Below are 19,664 nucleotides of genomic sequence, written 5' to 3' on the forward strand. Positions count from 1 at the left end.
GCCTGAATTCGAAATGATGGCAAAATCATATCGCTTACAGATATTTTTTAAAACTGCCTGCTGAAATGCTCACCACCACACCCAGCGCCGCCGCACTGGGCAGCAATACCAGCAGAGGGCTCACGGTCATCGGTAAGGCAGGATAGATGATCCAGGGCGCGACCCACAGAGGCACGATCATCCGCTTTGCCCGATGGTAGATGAACCCGGACTCTCTCCCCGCACCAAAGCGCCGCAAATCTCGACGCACCAGCCCATCGATCAGCCCCGTGAAGACCGCCATCAAGAACAACGGCAGCGTCAGTATCAAAATCAGAATTCGCGCCAGAAAGGTCAGCGCTGCATAGACTGCCGCCAGACCGTAGTCTTCCAGATGCACATAGGCCAGCCCCAGGTAGTACTGAAATCCTGTCCCCCGGTTACTGTTCACTCGGGCCTGCTCGGCTGACTGGGTGACCCAGTGGATCAGACCGGTTTTCTCAAAACCCCACTCGTACGCCAAGCCGATGATCCAACGGGCGGTTTGCCCGGGCTGCTCGACCAACAGACTCTGGACAAATGCTGCCGACAACCACTCAAGCTCGCTGTTCAGCATCTCCTGCGAGTGGTGCCAGCCTTCCTCCGGCCAGAAGAAATACAGCCCGATCCACTCGGTCACCACACTGAAAAGCAACGACACCAACAAAATGCCCAGGAGGGTGAAAGGCAGCCCGATGGCCTTGCTGATCAGGCCCTTATCACGGTGTAGCTGTTGGCTTTTTGCGGTGTCGGTGCTGGTGGCCATGGTTCCCTCCTGCTCAGTGCGCCGTAAGGACCACAGGTTCGAAGCAGACAAATAGTGGACCGGCGACCGGGTCCTCTACCCGAATCTGGAGTACGTTGATCCAGCGTGGAGACAGGCCATTTTTGCTAAATCGGTTAAATAGATCGTTCCCATCATGGGCCCCCCATCGAGCAGCGATCAGTAGCTGATGCAAGACGTTGGAGATCGTCGTTGATGCCGGTGCCGGTTCTGATACCGATGTCGATGCCCGAAGGTGAACGAAACGCAGCTTTACGCGGATTTTTCCTTTCATGGTTGAGCTTCCTCTGCAGTTGTAGCAACGGTCTCGGCCTGGGGAGCTTCCCCCAGCAGATCCGTCGGTAGTGATTCATCCATCACCCGCGTTCCACTGCTCACCCACCATTCGCCACCGCCATCGATGTAGCGTTTGCGCATGTGCTGGGCCAGGGCTTGCAGGTCTTTGGGCATACATTCATCTGGATCAGGGGCAGGTAGGGGCATCCGGACTTTCCAGAGGTTGGCGCCTTCGATTAGGGCAAAGGCTTGCCCCTTAGGCAGACTGACGATGTGGGCTGGTTCTATCAGCGGGACGCTGGTGGAGCTGACCCTGTCTTGGGTGTTGCTGGTGAAGTCGGTGCTGCCGGTCGGGTCCGAACTGTCCGTCGCACCACTGACCAGCGTGGTGGAATAAACGTCCACCTTGGGCAATTGCAGGGTCAGCAACTCGGCGGTGGCGGTCTCGCGTACCCGCAGCATGAAGAGGTTGTTGAAATTGCCCACCACCTGACCGGCTTTGGCTCGGTTGCCGATCTTGGCCTCAATGTCACTGAGGGTCTGGGTGTAGGCACTGACTTGGATACCCGCGCCACCCCCCTTGTTGATCATCGGAATGAACTCATCCCCCATCAGTTCGTTGAACTCATCAGCGTGAAGGTTGATGGGGATTTTCTGGTCCTGGACAGCACCGGGCAGGCCGTCATCGATGCCGAACTTGTAGATATGGCCCGCCACGGACACGAGGTCCGAAAACATCGAGTTGCCCACGGCGGCGGCCACCTCCGGGTCGGACAAGGCATCGAGCCCGACGTACACGATCGCTCGCTTACGGATGATCTGCATCCAGTCAAAAATCGGCCGAGGATCGTTGAGATCCGTGTAATTGGGCGAGATCAACTCGGCCATCCGCCCGGTGGTGAGCTTCTCCAGCAACGGGAGGAGCGAGGCGACGATCTTGTCGAAGTAGGTCTTGTCATAGCGGATCGCCGAACGCAGTCCATCCATCACCGGGTCCGCCACCCGGGTTTGTGAGAGGTACTGGTCAATGGCCGTCACGCGCTTCTGCCGACCGCGCATGTTGTAAGGGGTATTTTTCTCGTTAAGGGCGCCTTCGAGGGTGACGATCACCTCCCAAGCCCTGGGGTCGTGCTTGGCGAAGTAGTAACCGCTGTACTCGATGAACAGCGCGTCGATGTTGATGACATGCTGTTGGATCTTCAGGTAGTCCGGACGAATTCCCAGTTCCACCAACGCCCGGGCAATGATGTTCACAAAGCGCCAGGCGAACTCCCTGAAGGCTGCGCTGTTACCTTCGCCCGAGAGTTGGCCGGCGATGCGGCTGGCCACTTCAGAGATGCGCCCGAAACGGCCCACGGCGTTGTAGCGCGCCGAGAAGTCCGGCCAACCCAAGTGAAAGACATAAAACTCGTTCTCACGCCCGGCGCGTTTGGCTTCGACGTACATGCGCTTGAGCAGGTCCGCATCGCCCTTGGGGTCGAACACAATCACCGGCTCGAATTCAGGCAACCCGTTGACCATCTTCTTGCGGCGAATATCCTGGGTGATAAACAGCTCCGCCAACCGGGTTTTACCCACCCGGGTCGTGCCCAGGATCAGGCTGTGGCCGACGCGTTCCCCGAGTGGCAGGGACACCTCGACTTCATTGGGTTCAACGCCATGCAGGCGAGGAGAACCACCCACTGGCGGCAGAGGACGCACCGGGTTAAACGGGCTGTCCCAGGCGGTAACACGGGGCACCAAGCTCAACGGAAAGGGCGCCACCTCCAGGCGCACTTCCAGTCGGCGAGCCGCTTGAAACCCCGCAGTGGGCTCCACGTAGCGACGAAACTCGGGCCGGTAGGTCTGCATCAGCCGTTGGGTGTGCCGCTGTTCCCACTTGAAGCCGATGCCGACAAAGAGTCGGTGATTGCTCACGGGCACCTGCTTGCTGGTCATCACATAGCGCGGCAGCCGACGGATATTGCGCCGGTAACGCAACACCACCAGCGCCTGGCGAAGGCGCATCGCGCCGAACCCTAGAAAGAACACTGCCGCCCCGACCCCGAACAGTGGCGTCAACGCCAGCGACCAGGGCGCGAACAGACTCAGGTACGCCCCAATGCCACACACCGCCACGGTGTACAGCTCCACCGCAGGCCGCAGTAGGGTCTCAATGGTATGGGACGGGGTCATGGTTACTGCTCGATACCGGTAGCCGTCACCAGAGCGGGGTAGTGCTCAATCCCCAGCCGCTGGGCCAGGTCATCTGCCGCTGCTGGCACCATCTCCAGTCCGGCGCCTAAGGCCCGCAGCTCCTTGAGGGCCGCCATCCGTTGGACATTGACCACCCACCCGACGGCTTTGATTTCGCGCAAGACATCGCCTCGGCGCTGCAGCCATTGCCGTGACAGTTCGTCATCGCCGATGAGGAATACCGGCCGCAAACCGGCGGCATTGTGCACGCGGCTCTTGAAGGGGCCCGGGCTCAGGGATGTGGACTTCACTGGCAACATGTCCGCTTCGCTGTACGTGGTGATGCGTACGGGCGGTAAGGTCATGGCTTTGGCCGGTTGGTCATCCGACAACAGATTGAGCGAGCGGTAATACGCCAGGGCCGAGGCGCCGCCCTGGTCTTCAACGACGATCAGTTCGGCGTGGGCGGCAGCGCATAGCAGGCCAGTCAGTAAGCGCAGCGCCCAAGCAGCCAGCGGTGCACGGGTGACTAACGCAGAGCGTGGGGGATGTGTGGGGTTCATGGGGTCTTCATTCCTTGAAGGTTGGGGCTGGTGAGACGGGTGAGGTGCTGAGCAAAGGCCTGGCGGTAGCGTTTGGCGGGTGCACCGCCAGCGGGGCGGTGGTAACGGCCCGCGGCGGCGGTCCAGTTGCTGTCCGGGGATTTGTGTTTAAGAAGCAGGGCAGTGACGACGGTCAGGTTGCGGTACGGGTCCAGGGCCTCGCAGGGATGCGCAAAGTACTCGCCGTTCCACCCCAGGTTGATCTGACCCAGGCCCGCATCCACTTGCTTGGCACTGACTGTCTGGAGGGCCTGGAGCAGGGCGCGGCATGCCGAGCGTCGATCCGCAAAGCGATAAGGTAGGCCGGCCACATTCAGGGTCCAGGGCCAGGGAACCAGACGGCCACGGACGCGAGCACCGCTCTCTTGTAGGGCCAGCGCGTACAGCACGGGGGAGGGGACGGAGGTGCCGCGAGTGGCCCACTGGTAAGCAGGGGGCGGCAAGGGGGTGGCGCCGACCTGCAAAGCCAGTAGACCGCCACCCACGAGGCCTGCGCATGGCCACAAACGACGCCGGCTCATTGCCGCTGCCATTGGTCATTCACAGGCCGCATGACGGCAGGAAAGGCTCCGCTGTCGCCCAGGCGCGCCCAATGCCCAACATCGTGATTGAGCGTGATGTCGCGGTTGAGGACTTTCTGGGGCTCAATGCCGACCCGCTTGGCCCAGGCCCGAAGACGGTCGTCTTTGCCCCGGCTGTCCACCAGGTACAGGTCGAAACCCTGCGCCGCTTGCTGAAGCAGTCTGACGCGTTCCGCACAACCCTTGCAGTGAGTGGTGACAAACACCGCCAACCGCGCCGAAGAAGTCACAGGGGACGCCTGGGCGGTGCTCTCGGTCCCCATCAGGTTCACTGGCAGTTGCCCAGGGTACAAACGCTGGTAGGCATCGTTGTAGGCGTTCTGGTAAGTCAGCAGCTTCTGCACGCGGGCGAACTCCGCCTGTACCTGCTGTTCGGCATAGCGCTGTTGTTCCTGCGGATCTCGCGCCTCTATGCCCAATGCCGTCAGTGGGTCGAGGTTGGGCGAGTACACACCGAGCGGACCTTGCATCAAACGGCGATAGCGTTGCCACTCTTCGGGCTTGAGGCCCCATTCGGTAGCCAGGGCTTGCTCAAGTGCTTGAGTCGGGTGTTCCCGGTGCTGCGTGTGCGGCGTATTTTCAACGCTCAGGGGGATGAGCGTTTCGGCTTGAGTCGCCAGGGGCAGTAATAAGCAAGTGCTGCTCAACAACAGACAAAGAGGGGATACGTTCATCGTGTAGCCCTCACGGAATCGAGACGGTGAGCGAACCACCGTCAGGCCGAACCCATCGGGCTTTGCCCGGCTCAAGGGCATCCAAGCGCCAACCCAAGAGCATCCGGCCTGGTCGGAGCAGCTCAATGTCATCCAGCCGCCGTACCCCTGTGAGCATCACCGCCAAAAACAACTCGCCACTGCGTGACTCCAGACCCACGACGGTGAAGGGCAGTCGGGTAGAAGCAGTTGTGCTGGCTTTGCGAGGACGTACGGCCTTGGGAACGGTCGATGAAGACCCAAGCGCAACAGCAGAGGACGGAGCCGGCGCAGTGGCCGAGGAAGGAGGGGCCTCTACGGCGGCTTTGAGTGCCAGCAATGCACCCTCTGTGTTTTCCACCTGAGTGGTCAGCGCGGTGAGACCTGAGACGACGGTCTCTACGGAACGCTCTGCCGCCAAGGCTTCGAGTCGTTGGAGGGCTGACTTTTGCGCGGCCTGAAAGTCCTCCACCGTCACACAGCTCAGTGACTGCAAATTATCGAGTTCGGCATCCACCTTTTTCAGGTGCAACTGGATGCTTTCCAGGCCCTCGTGAGAGGGCATCGATTCCACAGCGTTGGAAAGCGTTGAGAGCTTGCCTCCCAGGTACACTGCCGTGCCTGCCAACATAATCAGTGTGGCACCTTGAATGGCCGAATACAGCGTTGGACGTTTCACTGCTCACCTCCCAGCGGCCGCGCCGTAGGCGAGGAAACCGCTCCCGCTGTACCCTCCACCGGGCCAACCATTACGGTTGTCGGTAACTGATCCGCCATTGCGTCTCGAGCCACAAAGCAGACGCTCCGAGCTTTTTCGTCAACCTCCACCCGCCACGCCGGCCCGGTCAGGACCAGCAGTGCATTGCGTACGGTGATGGGCCCAAGCCGGTAATGCGTGGCGGGTAACGGATGGGCATACAGCACCTGCACGCCGCTATTCCCCGCATTGGTTGCCGAGCACAACCGATAGCCTGAGTGGCGCAGGACATAGCGCATCGCTTCCTGGACCGTCGGGTTCACCGTCTCCGGCACGCGAATATCGATCACCTGGCTCAGCAGATCCAACTGTTCGGTTCGAGGCAACGTGCTGGCAAGGGTGTAACGCCCCTTACGCTGAGCAGGCGAACGTTCAGGCCGCAGCCACTGAACCTGTGACTGACGTGAAACCTTCGAAACGGAGGGGCGTATGACCTCCGTCTGAGCAGACGAAGTCGTCGACGATGTGCAGCCCGACAGCGTCATCACTGTCAGCGGCAAGGCGAGTTTTACAGCAGTGGCCAAAGGCCGAATGGGGGAGAAAAACATCCATGTGTCCTCACGCAGTGGTGAGGACACAGTTGCAAATTAGAGCGGTCATCGCAGCCAACAAACAGGATTTGGGGCGTTGGGTTTTTTCAGGTGGTCGCTGTTGTAGGAACAGGGAGCCGTATCAGGCGTCGGTCTAGGCTTGCGATGTTGTGAGATCCGAAAGTGGCCAACTGCATTGCTTGGTATGTTGGCAGTCCGTAAGAGTATAAAACAGCGCTGCTATGGAGGTTGTGAGGCTCCCTATATTCGGATGCTGAGTATATCGCGAGTTAAATAGCGTCTCAATAGCCGGGCCGTGGTCTGCGTGCGTGTTGGCGCTTATGATTTTTTCAACATCGCCGATACCATTGGTTCGATCGATAAAAAATGACCTTGGAATGTCTAAAGTTTTGTTGTCTGTAATCAGTAAGGTTTTGCCAGTGTTATTAGCTGGCGCTCACGATCTTCAGCGAGCACTGCGCACGCCCACTGCGTTTTTGAGGAAGTTAGGGAGCGCAAGTATATGTGCGCTCAAGCTAGTCTGATTGGTCTGCTGATGGCAGCGATCATTATCGCTGCTAAGCTTTCCAGCGCTGAAGGGCGCGGGCGTGTTGCGGAGTAACGATTTTTTGGTGGTCATGCTTGTTCTCAATTTTTTCTTTTGATTATTTTGGGTGCGTGTTTTTGGTTGGACGGTAGGTTTTTTGGTGGGGAAGGTGATCTGTTTTTGGATTTGAATGCTTTTTTTATATTTCAGTCTGCCTTGTGTTTATGAGAGTGGTTGAAGTTCCAACCTTGGGGCACGAATGCATGCGTTGGCACAGAGTTGTAATGCTGGGAGTTATGGTGCGTCTGTAACGGAAACCATTTCGGCAGGAGATATGTACAGGGCTTCAAATGTTTTGATAGGTGTATTTTATGCGGGGTTTGGGGTTTGTACCATAAAAATGCAAAGAGGGCTTAATGATTTTGGTTTTCTGAGAGGGTTCGTTTCTGCCATTTTAGGAATGATACTTTTAAGTCTTGTGGTTGCATACATACAGGAGCCGGCTATCTATTGCGTGGTGTGTGGCTATGAGAGTGTGAAATAAAATGCGCGGCGAGTAGCGGGTGGGGTATACCGTACCTCACCCGCTCCGCTCGCTGGACACCGCCGATAACCTGATTGGCGTAGGACGAAGCGCATCGCTTCCCGGACCGTCGAGTTCATCCTCTTTTCGCCAACTGAAAGCGTCTGTAGCGCTGCATTACCGACTTATTCAACAGTTGGCCGTATACCGAGAGGTTGCACCTTAAGCCCTGGATCGGCCAGCTTGAAGTTATGCCCCACTGTGGGAGAGGCCGTTCCCCCTGCCGCTGCTACGGTTCCACTTCCAGTCTTAACTGTTTCGCACCCTGTCAGCACGGGGCTGAAATTCACACCCCTGTAGCCAACGACCACCGGTAATTGAAACACCTGCCGCAGCGTAATGCCGTTACTGGAGGACCTCACCACCGATCCTGTCACTCCAGGCAAGTCAGGGACAATGGATTCGGTAAGCGAACGCATTTCGGCCTGGACAGCCTCTTGACTGGCTTTAAGTGCCGCCAGCTTGTCTGTCGTGGCAGGTCCCGATGTCATAGCTGCGATTTCATGGGTGGTCGCTGTATTCTGGCTACTCAGATCGGCAAGGCGCGTAACGGCCGCTGACATTTTTAAACTGAACCCATCCTGCGCCGATACGGCCACATCAATCGCGCGGGCCGAATATACTTCTGTAATCAACACTACCACCGTCTGATACTCACATGACGGGGAGAAATTCTGCAGATCATCCGCATCATAAGTTTTGCTACGATTCATAAACTTTTCCTTGGCTGCCATGTAAGGAACTCCGTAAACTTCAGCCGCTGGAACCGAATAAGAAACGCTGTAAGACGATTTACGTCCACCACTGAGAAACGCCTTAATAGCACTATTGGTGACGTTCACACCTATCTGGCTTTCTGACAACGACGCGAATGTGAAACCAGGGAATGCCACCAAGCTATTAAGCTGTTTGTGGCTACCCGTGCGGGTAAGCTCCGGCAGACGCCAGGTTTTCTTCGCAGCAGTACCCTGCCCATCATCGTACTCAGCCATCTTGCTGACATTTAAGTCTGGCGCTGTTTTTTCCAACTCGGCAGTCAGGTCAATATGGTCGTACCACTGCGCCATTGTGGAGTAAAACGAAGGTGGCGGCGTAGCACTTGCTCTCGTCGCCCTGGCCAAATAAATATCGCCAACATCTACGTTGCCACGAGGCGGAAAGACTGCCTGAATACCGAGTTGTTGGGTGTTCTCGCTCCAGTTTTTCGCGACTATGCCTGGCTCCGGCATCGAGCTCTTGCACGCCACCAATCCAGCCGCGATGCTAACGATAAAGCAATAAGACACACGCATGTATCACCCCTCAAGATTGACCTGTGTGGTTTTTAAACGTCGTTCAAAAGCAAGAAATATTTGAACAAAATAACTTTCGAGTGAGGGGCTAAGCTGTACCCGTAGAAGCAGATGCATAATCACGTACTGACATTCATCGGCCACACTAGCCTAGCTCAAGGACCGTGCGGGACTCACAATCTGAAAAATGACGTACGTAATTGTGAAAATCTACCTTCACCACGGATAGACGCTTGCTTGATCAGAAAACACAAAGCGCCAGTAACATCGATACCTATATGTATTAGCTCATCGCTGCAAGAATGCTAGAAAAATCTGAATTATTTATGATCGAAAAGCTTTGCGCCAGTTTCTTGAGGGGGTGCCAATACGGAGGTGCTCTGGGTATCTCCCTGAAAGCTTCGCGCCTGGTTCACAGATTTCAGCTGTGTGGGGATACCCATTCGGCACTCGGTGGGGGTTTACGATCGCTCACGTACCGTTACACTCCCAGCTCTCTGTTTTGGACCCTCGTTATGAATCTATCTGACGTCGTTCTAGTGCTACTCCTGGCTGCACGCATTCATGGTACGGATGACGCGGTGAGGGCATCGGCCAAGAGCTGTGTGAAGAAGCTGCCACGGTCCAAGCGCGACCTGATCTACAACGTGATCAACAGCCGCAGCCCCATGGAACTGGTAGCCCTGCTGGCGGAAAATCTCGACGATTGAACAGCGAAACACTTGATTCGTTCTCCTGATTCAGTAGTTGACATTGTCGTGACCTAAGCGGTGAAACTCAGGGGAACCTCCCCTGCGGGAAGGTTCCCAGCAGGGGTGGGTGGACCCGCTTAGCAAGCAGCTGTCGTCAGGGAATCGGTGAGGGCTGGCCTTGCAGGGTCAACCCCCTTCGTCTTGGTACGGCGCTTACGAGGCGCCTTTTGGAGCGCTCGCGTGTTTGCCGCATACCAGTGATTCAGGTCGATACCTTTGGTGCGAACCATTGCAGGCAAGCGATCCATTTCACGCACCAGGTTATCTGGGATGCAGGGCGGTGGTAGCTGAACCGGAGGGCTTACCTTGGGTCGGGGGCCAGGTGATGTACTCGTTGATTTCACTGCACTCAAAAACTCCCGGGTGACTGTGCCGAGTGCGAAGCCGATGTTGTAGCTGAGTGTAGACATGGTGTTCCTCCCGCTGAATAGGATGCGGAGAAAGCACAGCCCCGGCAGGGAAAGTGATTCCCCGTAAGGTGATTGCATCAGGTGTTTCTATCGGCGCTTGTCGAATGGCCATTTCTCTTCAGATGAAAACGTGGCCAAGGGACCGTCTGGTCGCAGGCAGCCTCTAGCCATGAGCTCAGACTCGCCACCGCAGAGGCAGAGTTAAAACCAGAAAAGTAGGCGCCCGGGGAGGGCGCCGCGATGAGGGTTACATCAGCCCATGTTGGGTCATGGACAGTGGATCACCGGCACCGACAATGATGTGATCTAACAAGACCACATCAATAAGCGCCAGGGCCTCACGTAGCCGTAGGGTCAGTACGCGATCAGCCTGACTGGGTGTGGTGCACCCCGAAGGATGATTGTGAGCCACGATGACCGCTGAGGCGTTGTGGGCGATTGCGCGCTTGAGCACCTGCCTGGGATGAACACTGGTGTGGCCAATGTCTCCGTGAAACATCATTTCAAACGAGAGAACTTGGTGTTTGATGTCCAGGAAAATGACGCAAAAGACCTCGTGATCCATCCCGGCCAGTTTCAGCTTGAGGAAGCGGCCGACCTCGGGTGGGCTCTCGAGTTGAGGACCCCGAGTGAACAGCCGCCGATCCAGAATTTTCATGGCCTTTTCGATCAACAGGTCTTCCTGGGCAAGGCTTTGTGCTTCTAGAGCGTGCATGTTGCTCGAAGTATGGGTAGAGCTCATGACGTCAACCTCTGCATCCAGTCATGGAGGCACGCCATCCCCCAAGGGACATGTATGCCCCCCGAAGGTTAAAGAAGGCGCCGGTTAGGGCGCCTGGGTAGATGATGGAACAGGCCTAGCTGTACGAGACCGTGGAACCTTCAGTAGTATCGGTTGGATCACCTCTTTTGGTGGCCTCCCAATCATCAGCAATCACCGACATATCCGTTGTATCCAGCGTATCGGGTCTCTGAACTGCATTCGCTGGACTGACGTCCGATGTGGGCTCCCTGGGCGGTGCGGTATACACCACCTCACCATTGATTTTGATCATGGACAGCGAGAGGAGGTTGCTTGCCAGTCCAGCATTCGGCTGACCTCGGCCTTCCATTTTTTGTTGCATGAAGGGAAAGACCCAAAGGTCGCTGAGGGTGAAGCGCGCCAGTACGGTTTCACCTGAGTTGATTTCTTGTGCGCAGTGGCTGATGAGCTGTTTCGCCTCGGTGCCGACCACGGTGCAGTCGAAGTACTTGTAATCGACTTTGTCGGCTGGGCCTTGGAGTACGGTAACTGAAACCTTCAGGTACGACTTCTTATGACGAGTGATCGTCCTGACATTGTTGAGATAACCGATGCCTTGAAGGTACAGGTTGAAGTACTTTTTTTCTTCGGCAGTGGATGGGGTTTGAGTCGTCATGAGTGTCTCCAATTTCAATAGGAAAATGGGGAAACACTCATCCCCAAGGGGAAAGTGATTCCCCATTGGGTGGTGGTGCAGTAGGCATTCGGCCGTCAAAGGTTCTGACGACTGACCGCGGTGATGAATGCGAGAGCGGTCCGGTGGTGATCAACGCGATCATCGCGTCGTAGCCTTTTAGATCCGGGCTACCTGGGCATGTTGCCGACAACGTCAGCAGGACACCCCTTTAGCATGAGGAAAGAGCCCTAGGTGGTCTAGTCCGCTCTTTCAGGCGGAGGGTGTCAGATATTTCAACTTGTGCGCCTTGGGGTGGACGACGTCTCCCGCGGCGTGTCATTTCCCGCGGTCCATCCGGCTGATACGCTTTTGTCCTGCCTTCGAGGGATAAATACGGAGGGGGCTGATCCTGTTTTCCGCTGGAACTCAGCGCCCCAAAAAGGCCATAAAAGGAACGGCAAACGGAAGGGACTAAGGGAAGCAAAACGAAGGGCAAAGGGCTTACCCGCAAAAGGTCATCCGTACACTGAACAGCCAAAAGGCTCCCTCACACCACACGGATGGCAGGCTGAATGTTCTGGCGATTCAGATTGAAAAAGTCGGCTGATCGCGAGCCAACCCGCAAGGCTGCTTCATCCGACTACCTCATGCCTCAAACGGCCGCTGAGTTGCTGTCGACCCCGCGTCGGCGCAAACTCCTGGAGCACATCTGGCAACGCACCTCGCTGTCTCGCAAACAGTTTGCCGACCTCTATCTACGTCCCATCGAACGCTACGCCGAATTGGTTCAACACCTGCCGGCCTCCGAAAACCATCACCATGCTTATCCCGGCGGCATGCTCGATCACGGCCTGGAAATCGTGGCCTATGCCCTGAAAATTCGGCAGTCACACCTGCTGCCCATGGGCGCGACCCCTGAAACCCAAGCGGCGCAAACCGAGGCCTGGACAGCGACCATCGCGTACGCAGCCCTGTTGCATGACCTTGGAAAAGTTGCGGTCGATGTGGAAGTGCAGCTGGACGATGGAACGGTGTGGCATCCGTGGCAGGGCCCGGTCAACCGTGCGTATCGCTTCAAGTACCTGAAGGGGCGCCCCTACAAACTCCACAGCGCCACGACGGGCTTGCTCTCGCTGCAAGTGCTGCCAGCGTCGATTCTCGATTGGCTGAGTACTTACCCCGAGCCCTGGAGCGCACTGATCTATGTGCTGGCCGGGCAATACGAACATGCCGGCACCTTGGGCGAGTTGGTCAGTCAGGCTGACCAGGCCTCGGTCGCGCAGGAGCTGGGAGGCAACCCCGTCCGGGCACTGGCCGCACCGAAGAGCTCCCTGCAACGTCAGTTGATTGAAGGGCTGCGCTACCTCGTCAACGAGCAGCTCAAGTTGAACCAGGTTCGTGCTTCAGACGGTTGGCTCACCGATGACAGCGTGTGGCTGGTTAGCAAAACGGTGGCGGACAAGTTGCGCGCCCACTTATTGTCTCAGGGGGCGGATGGGATTCCGTCCTCGAATGCCACGCTGTTCAACGTGCTCCAGGATAACGCGATCATTCAAATCAACGTTGAGGGCAAAGCGATCTGGACTGCCACTGTGCAGAGCGGTAAATGGAAAAAGACCCTCACGTTCCTCAAAGTCTCCCCGGCGTTGCTCTGGGAGGAGGGCAAGCGTCCTCCGGTGTTCAGCGGCACGGTCACAGTTGAAACGACGACTGAAACTACCGGGCAAACCAGTGATACACCTGCCGTAGATCGTTCACCGCCTGAACAGGTTTCACCTTGGGGCGCTGAACCGGGCTGGATGCAAGACGTTGCTCAGGCCCGTTTCACCGTTGACGAGGAACCATTGCACGACATGGGTATGCAGACGCAGGAGCAAGCACTTGGAGAACCCCCCGAATGGTTTCGGCGGTTAGGTGAGGGCAGCTCAATGGACACGCATCTCCACGAATCCGACGCCTCCCCCATCAGGAACACCTCTGCGTCGGTTGTTAGCCCGCGCGCTGTTCCTCGCGAGTCCTGTCCGTCTATCCATTTGCCAGTCCCTGACGTGAAGGGGACGGATCTGGGGGAAGCTTTCATGACCTGGTTACACCAAGGCATCCTGAAGCACACGATCACCCTTAACGACGCCCACGCATCGGTCCATAGCGTCGCTGAGACGGCCTTTCTGGTCACGCCGAAGATCTTTCAGCGTTATGCTCAGGAACACCCCGAAACCGCGCGGATGGCCAAGGAGCAGGGCACCAGCGATTGGCGTTGGGTTCAACGCTGCTTTGAGAAATTGGGTCTGCACCACAAGAGTGAAGGAGGGTTGAATATTTGGGTATGCGAGATCAAAGGGCCGCGCAAAACCCGAGACATCAAGGGGTATTTGCTCAAGGATCCCCGGCTGATTTTCACCGAGAAACCGTATGACAACCCTTATCTAGTGCTGAAGGACTCCTCTTAAGAGTGGAAGGCTGACCGGGTTTCTTCTGTGCGGCCCGTCATCTTTCTATGTAACAGATCCCGCTTTAGCTATTGTGCCGAGGCGGCTTTCTCGATCAGGCGAGCGACCGGCTCGGGGTTGGAGACCATTACGACATGAGACGCGCCCTTGACGACTTCCACGCCTTTGGCCTGTGCTCGTTTAGCCATGAAGTTTATTGCTTGTGGTGGAATGTTTTTGTCCTTGTCGCCGTAGATGAACCAGGACGGGATGTGTTTCCAAGCCGGCGCCCCTGACTTCTCGTTCAGAGCCGCTTCCGTCACAGGCCGTTGCGTCGCCGCCATAAGCGCGGCCTGCGCCGCGGGCACATCCGCAGCAAACTGAGCATGGAATTTATCCTGCTGAATATAGAGGTCCTTGCTACCGTCTGCGAGCGTAACTGGAGGCGCAAGTGTTGGGCCAAGCGTATTGCCAGGGAATTTCCCGGCCAGTTCGGCAGCTGACTCACCGGCTTCGGGCGCAAAGGCGCTGACGTAAACCAACGCCTTTACATTCGATTGATCATTAGCCGCCGCGCTGATGACATTGCCGCCATAAGAATGGCCTACCAGCACGACGGGGGATTTGATGCTGGTCACAAGGCTGGAGATGTAATCTCCGTCACTTTTCACGCCGCGCAGGGGGTTAGCTGCAGCGATCACAACATATCCGTCTTTTCTCAGGATTTTGACGACCCCGTTCCAGCTTGATGCGTCGGCAAAGGCGCCATGCACGAGTACGACGGTGGGCTTGACTGTTTGGGCAAACACACTCGAACCCATAAGCAGCGTGACTCCAAAAGCCAACGCGGTCAGTGTTTTTTTCATTTCGATTTCCTTAAAAGTGAGTGGTCGGATCAATTCGGGAAAGCATCGTCCAACTGGACGACAGTGCTTTGTTGTAGGAACTGACCGTCGAAAATCAGTCCCCATGTCGCTTTATTCGGCTGAGTCGGCCAGTACGGTTACCGTTGCTTATAGGTGGTCCGCGTCGATCACTGCCTTGGCAAAAGCCTGCGGCGCTTCCTGTGGCAGGTTGTGGCCGGTGCCTCCGGTGATCAGCCGGAAGTCATATTTGCCCGTGAACCGAATCTACCCTATTTAAAGTTTTTAACTATCCATATCAATACGTTAAATAGATATACGTTAGTATTGATTCGCTGGGAGTTATTGCGAAATGTCGTGATAAAAAATCCACGCAGGACAGCCTGACAAGTCAATAGGTGCCGGCCGTTTCTTGAGGGGAGAGCAAACTTCGTGGGGTTTTCAACTTGCTGCGTATCTGCAGCAAGTCGAGCGGGTTTTTCGAAGGCGTTATTATTTCCTGCTGGTCACCGCAATGACCAATCCAGTAGACACTATCGCAAGTCCCAACCACTGCAGTGTGGTCGGTATTTCGCCGACCAAAGGAATACCGATGAGGATCGCGGCGGCAGGTGCTAACGCTGGGAAGATCGCTGCTTTAGCGGCCCCCAAAGTACGGACCGCGATGGAGTATGCGAACAAGGCCAGCACCCCGGACAACAGCCCTTGGACCACCACTTGTTCAATCAACATGGCCGGGCTGACTTTACCCATAAAGTCCAGGCCGTGAGTCAGTAGATAAGCCGGTGAATACAACAGGGCGGAGAGCACTGAAACGACGGCGGTCGCTGCAACCGGGGCAACATGCCAACGCCTCGCCAGGACTGAAAATAGCGCCCACATCGATCCCGCTAGAATAAACAGCATATCCCCGATAGGTGCCTGGGATCCGCCTGCCAGCAGGCCGGGGCCAGCAATCACTGACAAGCCGACCACCACAATGGTCAGCCCGGCCAGTTGGCGCGGTTTGCTGCGTTCCTTTAGCAACCACGAAGCCAGCACAAAGCTCATCAATGTCAATGCACCGGGCTGCAGTACGGCACCGTGAGCGAGAGGCGCGAACGCATAACCGCTGGCCCCAATCATCACAAAAGGTGGGCCCGCCAATGCCGCGAGTATGAGTCCACGGCCCAGGCCGACACCGGCGAGGGTCAGGGGAGAGTGGCACAGGAACCACGGCAGCATCAGCAGACCGGCGGTGGTGAAACGCAAAAAGGTCAAGTCGTTGGCTGTTAAGCCCGCCGAGATACCGGCCCGGGAGACGGCCAGAAAGGCCCCCCAGACCAGCGCGGCAAACAATCCGCACATCAGGCCAAATCGCCGCGTTGATGTGCTCGATGGCGTTAAGCGGTCAACGATGGCGACGGACATGACTTGATGCCTCAATTGAAGTCAGTGCTGAGCGACAGTGCCTTCCACTGCTGAATTTCCGCTAGATGAAGATCAAGCTTGGCGCTGACAACCTTGAGGGCATCGCTACCGAGCAACAGATGGGCGGGGGGCGTTGCCGAATCGACGACGGCGATCATTGCGGCGGCGGCTTTGGCAGGGTCACCGATCTGCTGCCCACTGTTTTTGGCTCGTGTTTCACGTATGACGTCGAAGAGTTCGTTGTAGTCGGCAATACTGCGTGGTGCGCGGACCATGGAGCGACCGGCCCAGTCGGTTCGAAAGGCGCCGGGCTCGATGGCAGTCACGAAGATGCCAAACGGTTTGACCTCCTTGCCCAGTGCTTCGGAAATGCCTTCCAGCGCAAACTTGCTACCGTGGTAATAGCCGAGCCCTGGGAACGTCGCGATACCGCCCATGGAGGTGACGTTAAGAATGTTGCCGCTGCGGCGCTCGCGCATGAACGGTAGCACGGCCTTGGTTACCGCAACGGCACCAAAGACGTTGACCTCAAACTGTTGGCGCAACTCCTCGAGGGACGACTCCTCGACAAGGCCTTCGTGCCCGTAGCCGGCGTTATTGACCAATACATCTATCGCTCCGACGCTGCGTTCGATATCGGCAACGACACCGTCGATGGCTTTGTAGTCTGTTACATCCAACAGACGACCGAAGGAGTAGCCTGGCTTGAGCTGATCGAATGCAGCACGCGCTGTTTCGTTGCGCAGCGTGCCGACCACCCGTTGGCCGCCTTCGAGCAGGGCGTGGGCAAGTGCCTGGCCAAAGCCTGAGCTGACGCCAGTAATAAACCAGGTTTTCTGTGAGGACTGAGTCATGTGTTGTATCCGAAGTCGAAGGTTGGGTGGCATCAGTTCTACTCTTGGCGTAGCGGCACAAACAATCCCTCTAAGGCTTGCAAGGCTATGAAGCCCATCTTCATAAAGTTGAATGCTATAACGAAGGCATTCTTATTGGGCTGCACTGAAGGTAGGTGAACGTCATGCGTCAGGATCAACTCGACGGTCTGGTCACCTTCGTCTACGTGGCCCAACTCTCTAGCTTTTCAGCGGCGGCGTCGCGCTTGGGCGTCAGCCCTTCGGCGGTGAGCCAGGTCATTCGCGGATTAGAGCAGCGCTTGGGGGTGGCGCTGTTCAATCGTACGACACGCAGCGTGAACCTGAGTGAAGCGGGCGCCCGGTATCTCGAGCGAGTCGAGCCCGCGGTACGTGAGCTGATGATCGCCGCCGATGAACTGAACGACAGCATCGGCGAACCTTCCGGGCTACTGCGGTTGAATGTACCCCGGGCCGCTTACATGACAATTTTGCAGCCCATTCTGGCGAATTTTCTAGAGGCGTATCCGCAGATCGATCTGGAGATCACGCTGGAAAACGCCTTGGTCGACATCGTGCGACTGGGCTATGACGGCGGCATACGTTTCGGCGAGTTCGTTGAGCATGACATGGTGGCGGTCAAGGTTGGCCCTGAACTGTTTGTCAACGTCGTCGCATCTCCTGACTATCTCGCGCGGCACGGCACTCCTTCTCACCCTCGCGAGTTGATCGAACACAATTGCCTTGGATTCAGGCATTCCAGTAGCGGCGTCGTGGAGCGTTGGGAATTCGAGAAAAATAACGAGAAAATTCAACTGGCGCTGGCGGGTCGATTGGTTCTCAATGATTCAGCCGCGTTGGTGCAGTCGGCTCTCGACGGGCTCGGCATCGCCTATATGATCAACGGCTACATCGATCCTCTTATCAACGACGGCAGCCTGGTCAGGGTGTTGGAGGATTGGAGCTTCGGATTGCCTGGGTACACCCTCTACTACCCGGATCGACGCCGTGTCACCCGCAAATTGCGAGCGCTGATCGATTTTCTGCGGAGCACCGACTGGTCGACCCCGTCAAAGAAGAGTCTGTTGTTCGTGATCCCGCCGCCGGAGGTGTTATGACAGACTCGATTTTATTTTTTGGGCTGAGCGTTGTTTGTTTTTTGCGTCGCTTACGTCAGAAAGGATGGTGTTTCTCGTGTGAGTGGCAGGTCTATATTAAACCAATGTATAGGTTGCTGGGTCCTAAAGTGTTAAGGGCTGAGCACTGATGTATAGCTATTGAATGGCGTGGTAACGCAGTAATCTAACCCCGTCGCAATAATCATGTTTTAGTTAGCCCGTCGCTTGCTTACTCAAGGAAATCAGAATGTTTGTCGTCAATTTGACCTACCTGAAACCACTTCCAGATGTTGAAAAACATATCGACGCCCACCGCCAATACCTGGATGAAAATTATGCAAGCAAGGTGTTTTTGGCCTCAGGACCCAAAACGCCGCGTGACGGTGGCCTGATCTTGGTGAGCGGCATTGTGACGCGGGGCGAACTGGAGGTGCTCCTGACACAGGACCCGTTCTTCAAGTATGAGATCGCCAGTTACAATATAACGGAATTTACCCCCAGCAAATTCCATCCGGCATTGACCGATATTAAGTAATGACTGGTTTTCGATGACCAGCACACTGGAGCTTCCCATGGATTACATTAATCTCGGCAGCACAGGTCTGAAAATATCTCGCCTTTGTTTGGGATGCATGACCTACGGCGATGCCCAGCGTGGTCGTCATGGCTGGGTACTCCCCGAGGAACCCAGCCGCGAGCTGATACGCCTGGCACTTGAGGCCGGAATCAACTTTTTCGACACCGCTAACAGCTATTCGGCAGGCACCAGTGAAGAGTATGTCGGGCGGGCGATAAAAGATTTTGCCCGCCGCGATGAAGTCGTCCTGGCGACCAAGGTGTACTTCCCCTGGAAGGACAACCCCAATACCGGGGGACTGTCACGCAAGGCAATATTTCAAGCCATCGACGACAGCCTGCGCCGTTTGGGTACCGACTATGTCGACCTGTATCAAATCCATCGCTGGGATTATTCAACGCCTATCGAGGAAACCCTGGAAGCGCTGCATGACATCGTCAAGGCCGGTAAGGTCCGTTATATAGGCGCTTCGTCGATGTACGCCTGGCAGTTCAGTAAGGCCTTGTATGTATCCCGGCTTAATGGCTGGAGCCGTTTTGTCAGCATGCAAAACCATTTGAATTTGCTCAGCCGCGAAGAAGAGCGCGAAATGTTGCCGCTGTGCGCAGACCAACAGATCGGTGTATTGCCATGGAGTCCACTGGCGCGTGGTCGACTGGCACGTGACTGGCAGGAAAGCACCGGGCGCTCGCAGAGTGACGCCTACGGCCATGCGCTGTATGCCCAGCATGAGGAAGAAGATCGCGCGATCATTGATGCGGTCGGCCGTATAGCGGCAGCGCGGGGCGTTTCTCGTGCTCAAGTGGCACTGGCGTGGGTGCTGGGGAAATCCCAGGTCAGCGCACCGATTATAGGTGTCTCCAAAGCCCGTCATCTAGACGATGCTCTGGGGGCGTTGGCATTGCATCTAGACGAAGATGAAGTGGCGCAGCTTCAGACGCATTATCGACCTCGCGCCAACGTTGAGTTGGATATTCAGCGCTAGGCGTAAAGCATGAT

General features: G+C 56.6%; 18 protein-coding genes and 1 pseudogene. 5 read left to right on the plus strand and 14 right to left on the minus strand.

Annotation, left to right across the window (positions count from 1 at the left end):
- Window positions 1–34 precede the first annotated feature (34 nt).
- From AC07VG_RS12575 to AC07VG_RS12610, 8 genes are all read right to left on the minus strand, one after another.
- Complete coding sequence (locus AC07VG_RS12575) at window positions 35–784, minus strand: TIGR03747 family integrating conjugative element membrane protein (RefSeq protein ID WP_495021272.1); 750 nt, start codon at window positions 782–784, stop codon at window positions 35–37.
- Window positions 785–1,072: 288 nt separating this feature from the next.
- Window positions 1,073–3,253 (minus strand): type IV conjugative transfer system coupling protein TraD, encoded by a 2,181-nt coding sequence (traD, locus tag AC07VG_RS12580; protein WP_495003964.1) that lies wholly within the window; start codon window positions 3,251–3,253, stop codon window positions 1,073–1,075.
- 2 nt (window positions 3,254–3,255) lie between these two features.
- Window positions 3,256–3,816, minus strand: coding sequence for an integrating conjugative element protein (locus AC07VG_RS12585; RefSeq protein WP_495021273.1), 561 nt, complete (start codon window positions 3,814–3,816; stop codon window positions 3,256–3,258).
- Entirely contained in the window at window positions 3,813–4,376 is a 564-nt protein-coding gene (locus AC07VG_RS12590) for a lysozyme family protein (protein ID WP_495021274.1), read from the minus strand. The genes AC07VG_RS12585 and AC07VG_RS12590 overlap by 4 nt, the downstream gene beginning before the upstream one ends.
- A complete protein-coding gene (locus tag AC07VG_RS12595; protein WP_495021275.1) occupies window positions 4,373–5,110 on the minus strand; it encodes a TIGR03759 family integrating conjugative element protein in 738 nt (245 codons plus the stop codon). The genes AC07VG_RS12590 and AC07VG_RS12595 overlap by 4 nt, the downstream gene beginning before the upstream one ends.
- 10 nt (window positions 5,111–5,120) lie before the next feature.
- A complete protein-coding gene (locus tag AC07VG_RS12600) occupies window positions 5,121–5,807 on the minus strand; it encodes a hypothetical protein (protein ID WP_495021276.1) in 687 nt (228 codons plus the stop codon).
- Window positions 5,804–6,433, minus strand: coding sequence for a PFGI-1 class ICE element type IV pilus protein PilL2 (gene pilL2, locus AC07VG_RS12605; protein WP_495003959.1), 630 nt, complete (start codon window positions 6,431–6,433; stop codon window positions 5,804–5,806). The genes AC07VG_RS12600 and pilL2 overlap by 4 nt, the downstream gene beginning before the upstream one ends.
- A gap of 1,237 nt (window positions 6,434–7,670) precedes the next feature.
- Window positions 7,671–8,837: a hypothetical protein gene (locus AC07VG_RS12610; protein WP_495003958.1), complete on the minus strand. Its 1,167-nt coding sequence runs from the start codon at window positions 8,835–8,837 to the stop codon at window positions 7,671–7,673.
- A gap of 515 nt (window positions 8,838–9,352) precedes the next feature.
- On the opposite strand from AC07VG_RS12610, the gene AC07VG_RS12615 reads away from it, so the two are divergent.
- On the plus strand, window positions 9,353–9,547 hold the full coding sequence (locus AC07VG_RS12615) for a DUF7740 domain-containing protein (RefSeq protein ID WP_495003957.1): 195 nt from the start codon (window positions 9,353–9,355) through the stop codon (window positions 9,545–9,547).
- A gap of 699 nt (window positions 9,548–10,246) precedes the next feature.
- Here the strand turns inward: AC07VG_RS12615 and radC are convergent.
- Window positions 10,247–10,741, minus strand: coding sequence for a RadC family protein (gene radC, locus AC07VG_RS12620; protein WP_495003956.1), 495 nt, complete (start codon window positions 10,739–10,741; stop codon window positions 10,247–10,249).
- Between the two features lie 115 nt (window positions 10,742–10,856).
- Entirely contained in the window at window positions 10,857–11,417 is a 561-nt protein-coding gene (locus tag AC07VG_RS12625) for a DUF3577 domain-containing protein (protein ID WP_495021277.1), read from the minus strand.
- 572 nt (window positions 11,418–11,989) lie between these two features.
- On the opposite strand from AC07VG_RS12625, the gene mobH reads away from it, so the two are divergent.
- On the plus strand, window positions 11,990–13,867 hold the full coding sequence (gene mobH, locus AC07VG_RS12630) for a MobH family relaxase (protein ID WP_495003954.1): 1,878 nt from the start codon (window positions 11,990–11,992) through the stop codon (window positions 13,865–13,867).
- A gap of 68 nt (window positions 13,868–13,935) precedes the next feature.
- Here the strand turns inward: mobH and AC07VG_RS12635 are convergent, their stop codons facing one another.
- From AC07VG_RS12635 to AC07VG_RS12650, 4 genes and pseudogenes are all read right to left on the minus strand, one after another.
- A complete protein-coding gene (locus AC07VG_RS12635) occupies window positions 13,936–14,712 on the minus strand; it encodes an alpha/beta fold hydrolase (protein ID WP_495003953.1) in 777 nt (258 codons plus the stop codon).
- Between the two features lie 147 nt (window positions 14,713–14,859).
- Window positions 14,860–14,973: pseudogene (locus AC07VG_RS12640) on the minus strand (alpha/beta hydrolase); the annotation flags it as partial.
- Window positions 14,974–15,201: 228 nt separating this feature from the next.
- Complete coding sequence (locus AC07VG_RS12645) at window positions 15,202–16,119, minus strand: DMT family transporter (protein ID WP_495021278.1); 918 nt, start codon at window positions 16,117–16,119, stop codon at window positions 15,202–15,204.
- Between the two features lie 11 nt (window positions 16,120–16,130).
- A complete protein-coding gene (locus tag AC07VG_RS12650) occupies window positions 16,131–16,973 on the minus strand; it encodes an oxidoreductase (protein WP_495003979.1) in 843 nt (280 codons plus the stop codon).
- Between the two features lie 164 nt (window positions 16,974–17,137).
- On the opposite strand from AC07VG_RS12650, the gene AC07VG_RS12655 reads away from it, so the two are divergent.
- The 3 genes from AC07VG_RS12655 to AC07VG_RS12665 all read left to right on the plus strand — a co-directional run bounded on the left by AC07VG_RS12655 (window position 17,138) and on the right by AC07VG_RS12665 (window position 19,650).
- Window positions 17,138–18,088, plus strand: coding sequence for a LysR family transcriptional regulator (locus tag AC07VG_RS12655; protein WP_495003951.1), 951 nt, complete (start codon window positions 17,138–17,140; stop codon window positions 18,086–18,088).
- A gap of 247 nt (window positions 18,089–18,335) precedes the next feature.
- Complete coding sequence (locus AC07VG_RS12660) at window positions 18,336–18,623, plus strand: YciI family protein (RefSeq protein ID WP_495003950.1); 288 nt, start codon at window positions 18,336–18,338, stop codon at window positions 18,621–18,623.
- A 37-nt stretch (window positions 18,624–18,660) separates the two neighbouring features.
- Window positions 18,661–19,650 (plus strand): aldo/keto reductase, encoded by a 990-nt coding sequence (locus AC07VG_RS12665; protein ID WP_495003949.1) that lies wholly within the window; start codon window positions 18,661–18,663, stop codon window positions 19,648–19,650.
- Window positions 19,651–19,664 lie beyond the last annotated feature (14 nt).

It is taken from the genome of Pseudomonas sp. GW821-FHT03C07, assembly GCF_059420925.1.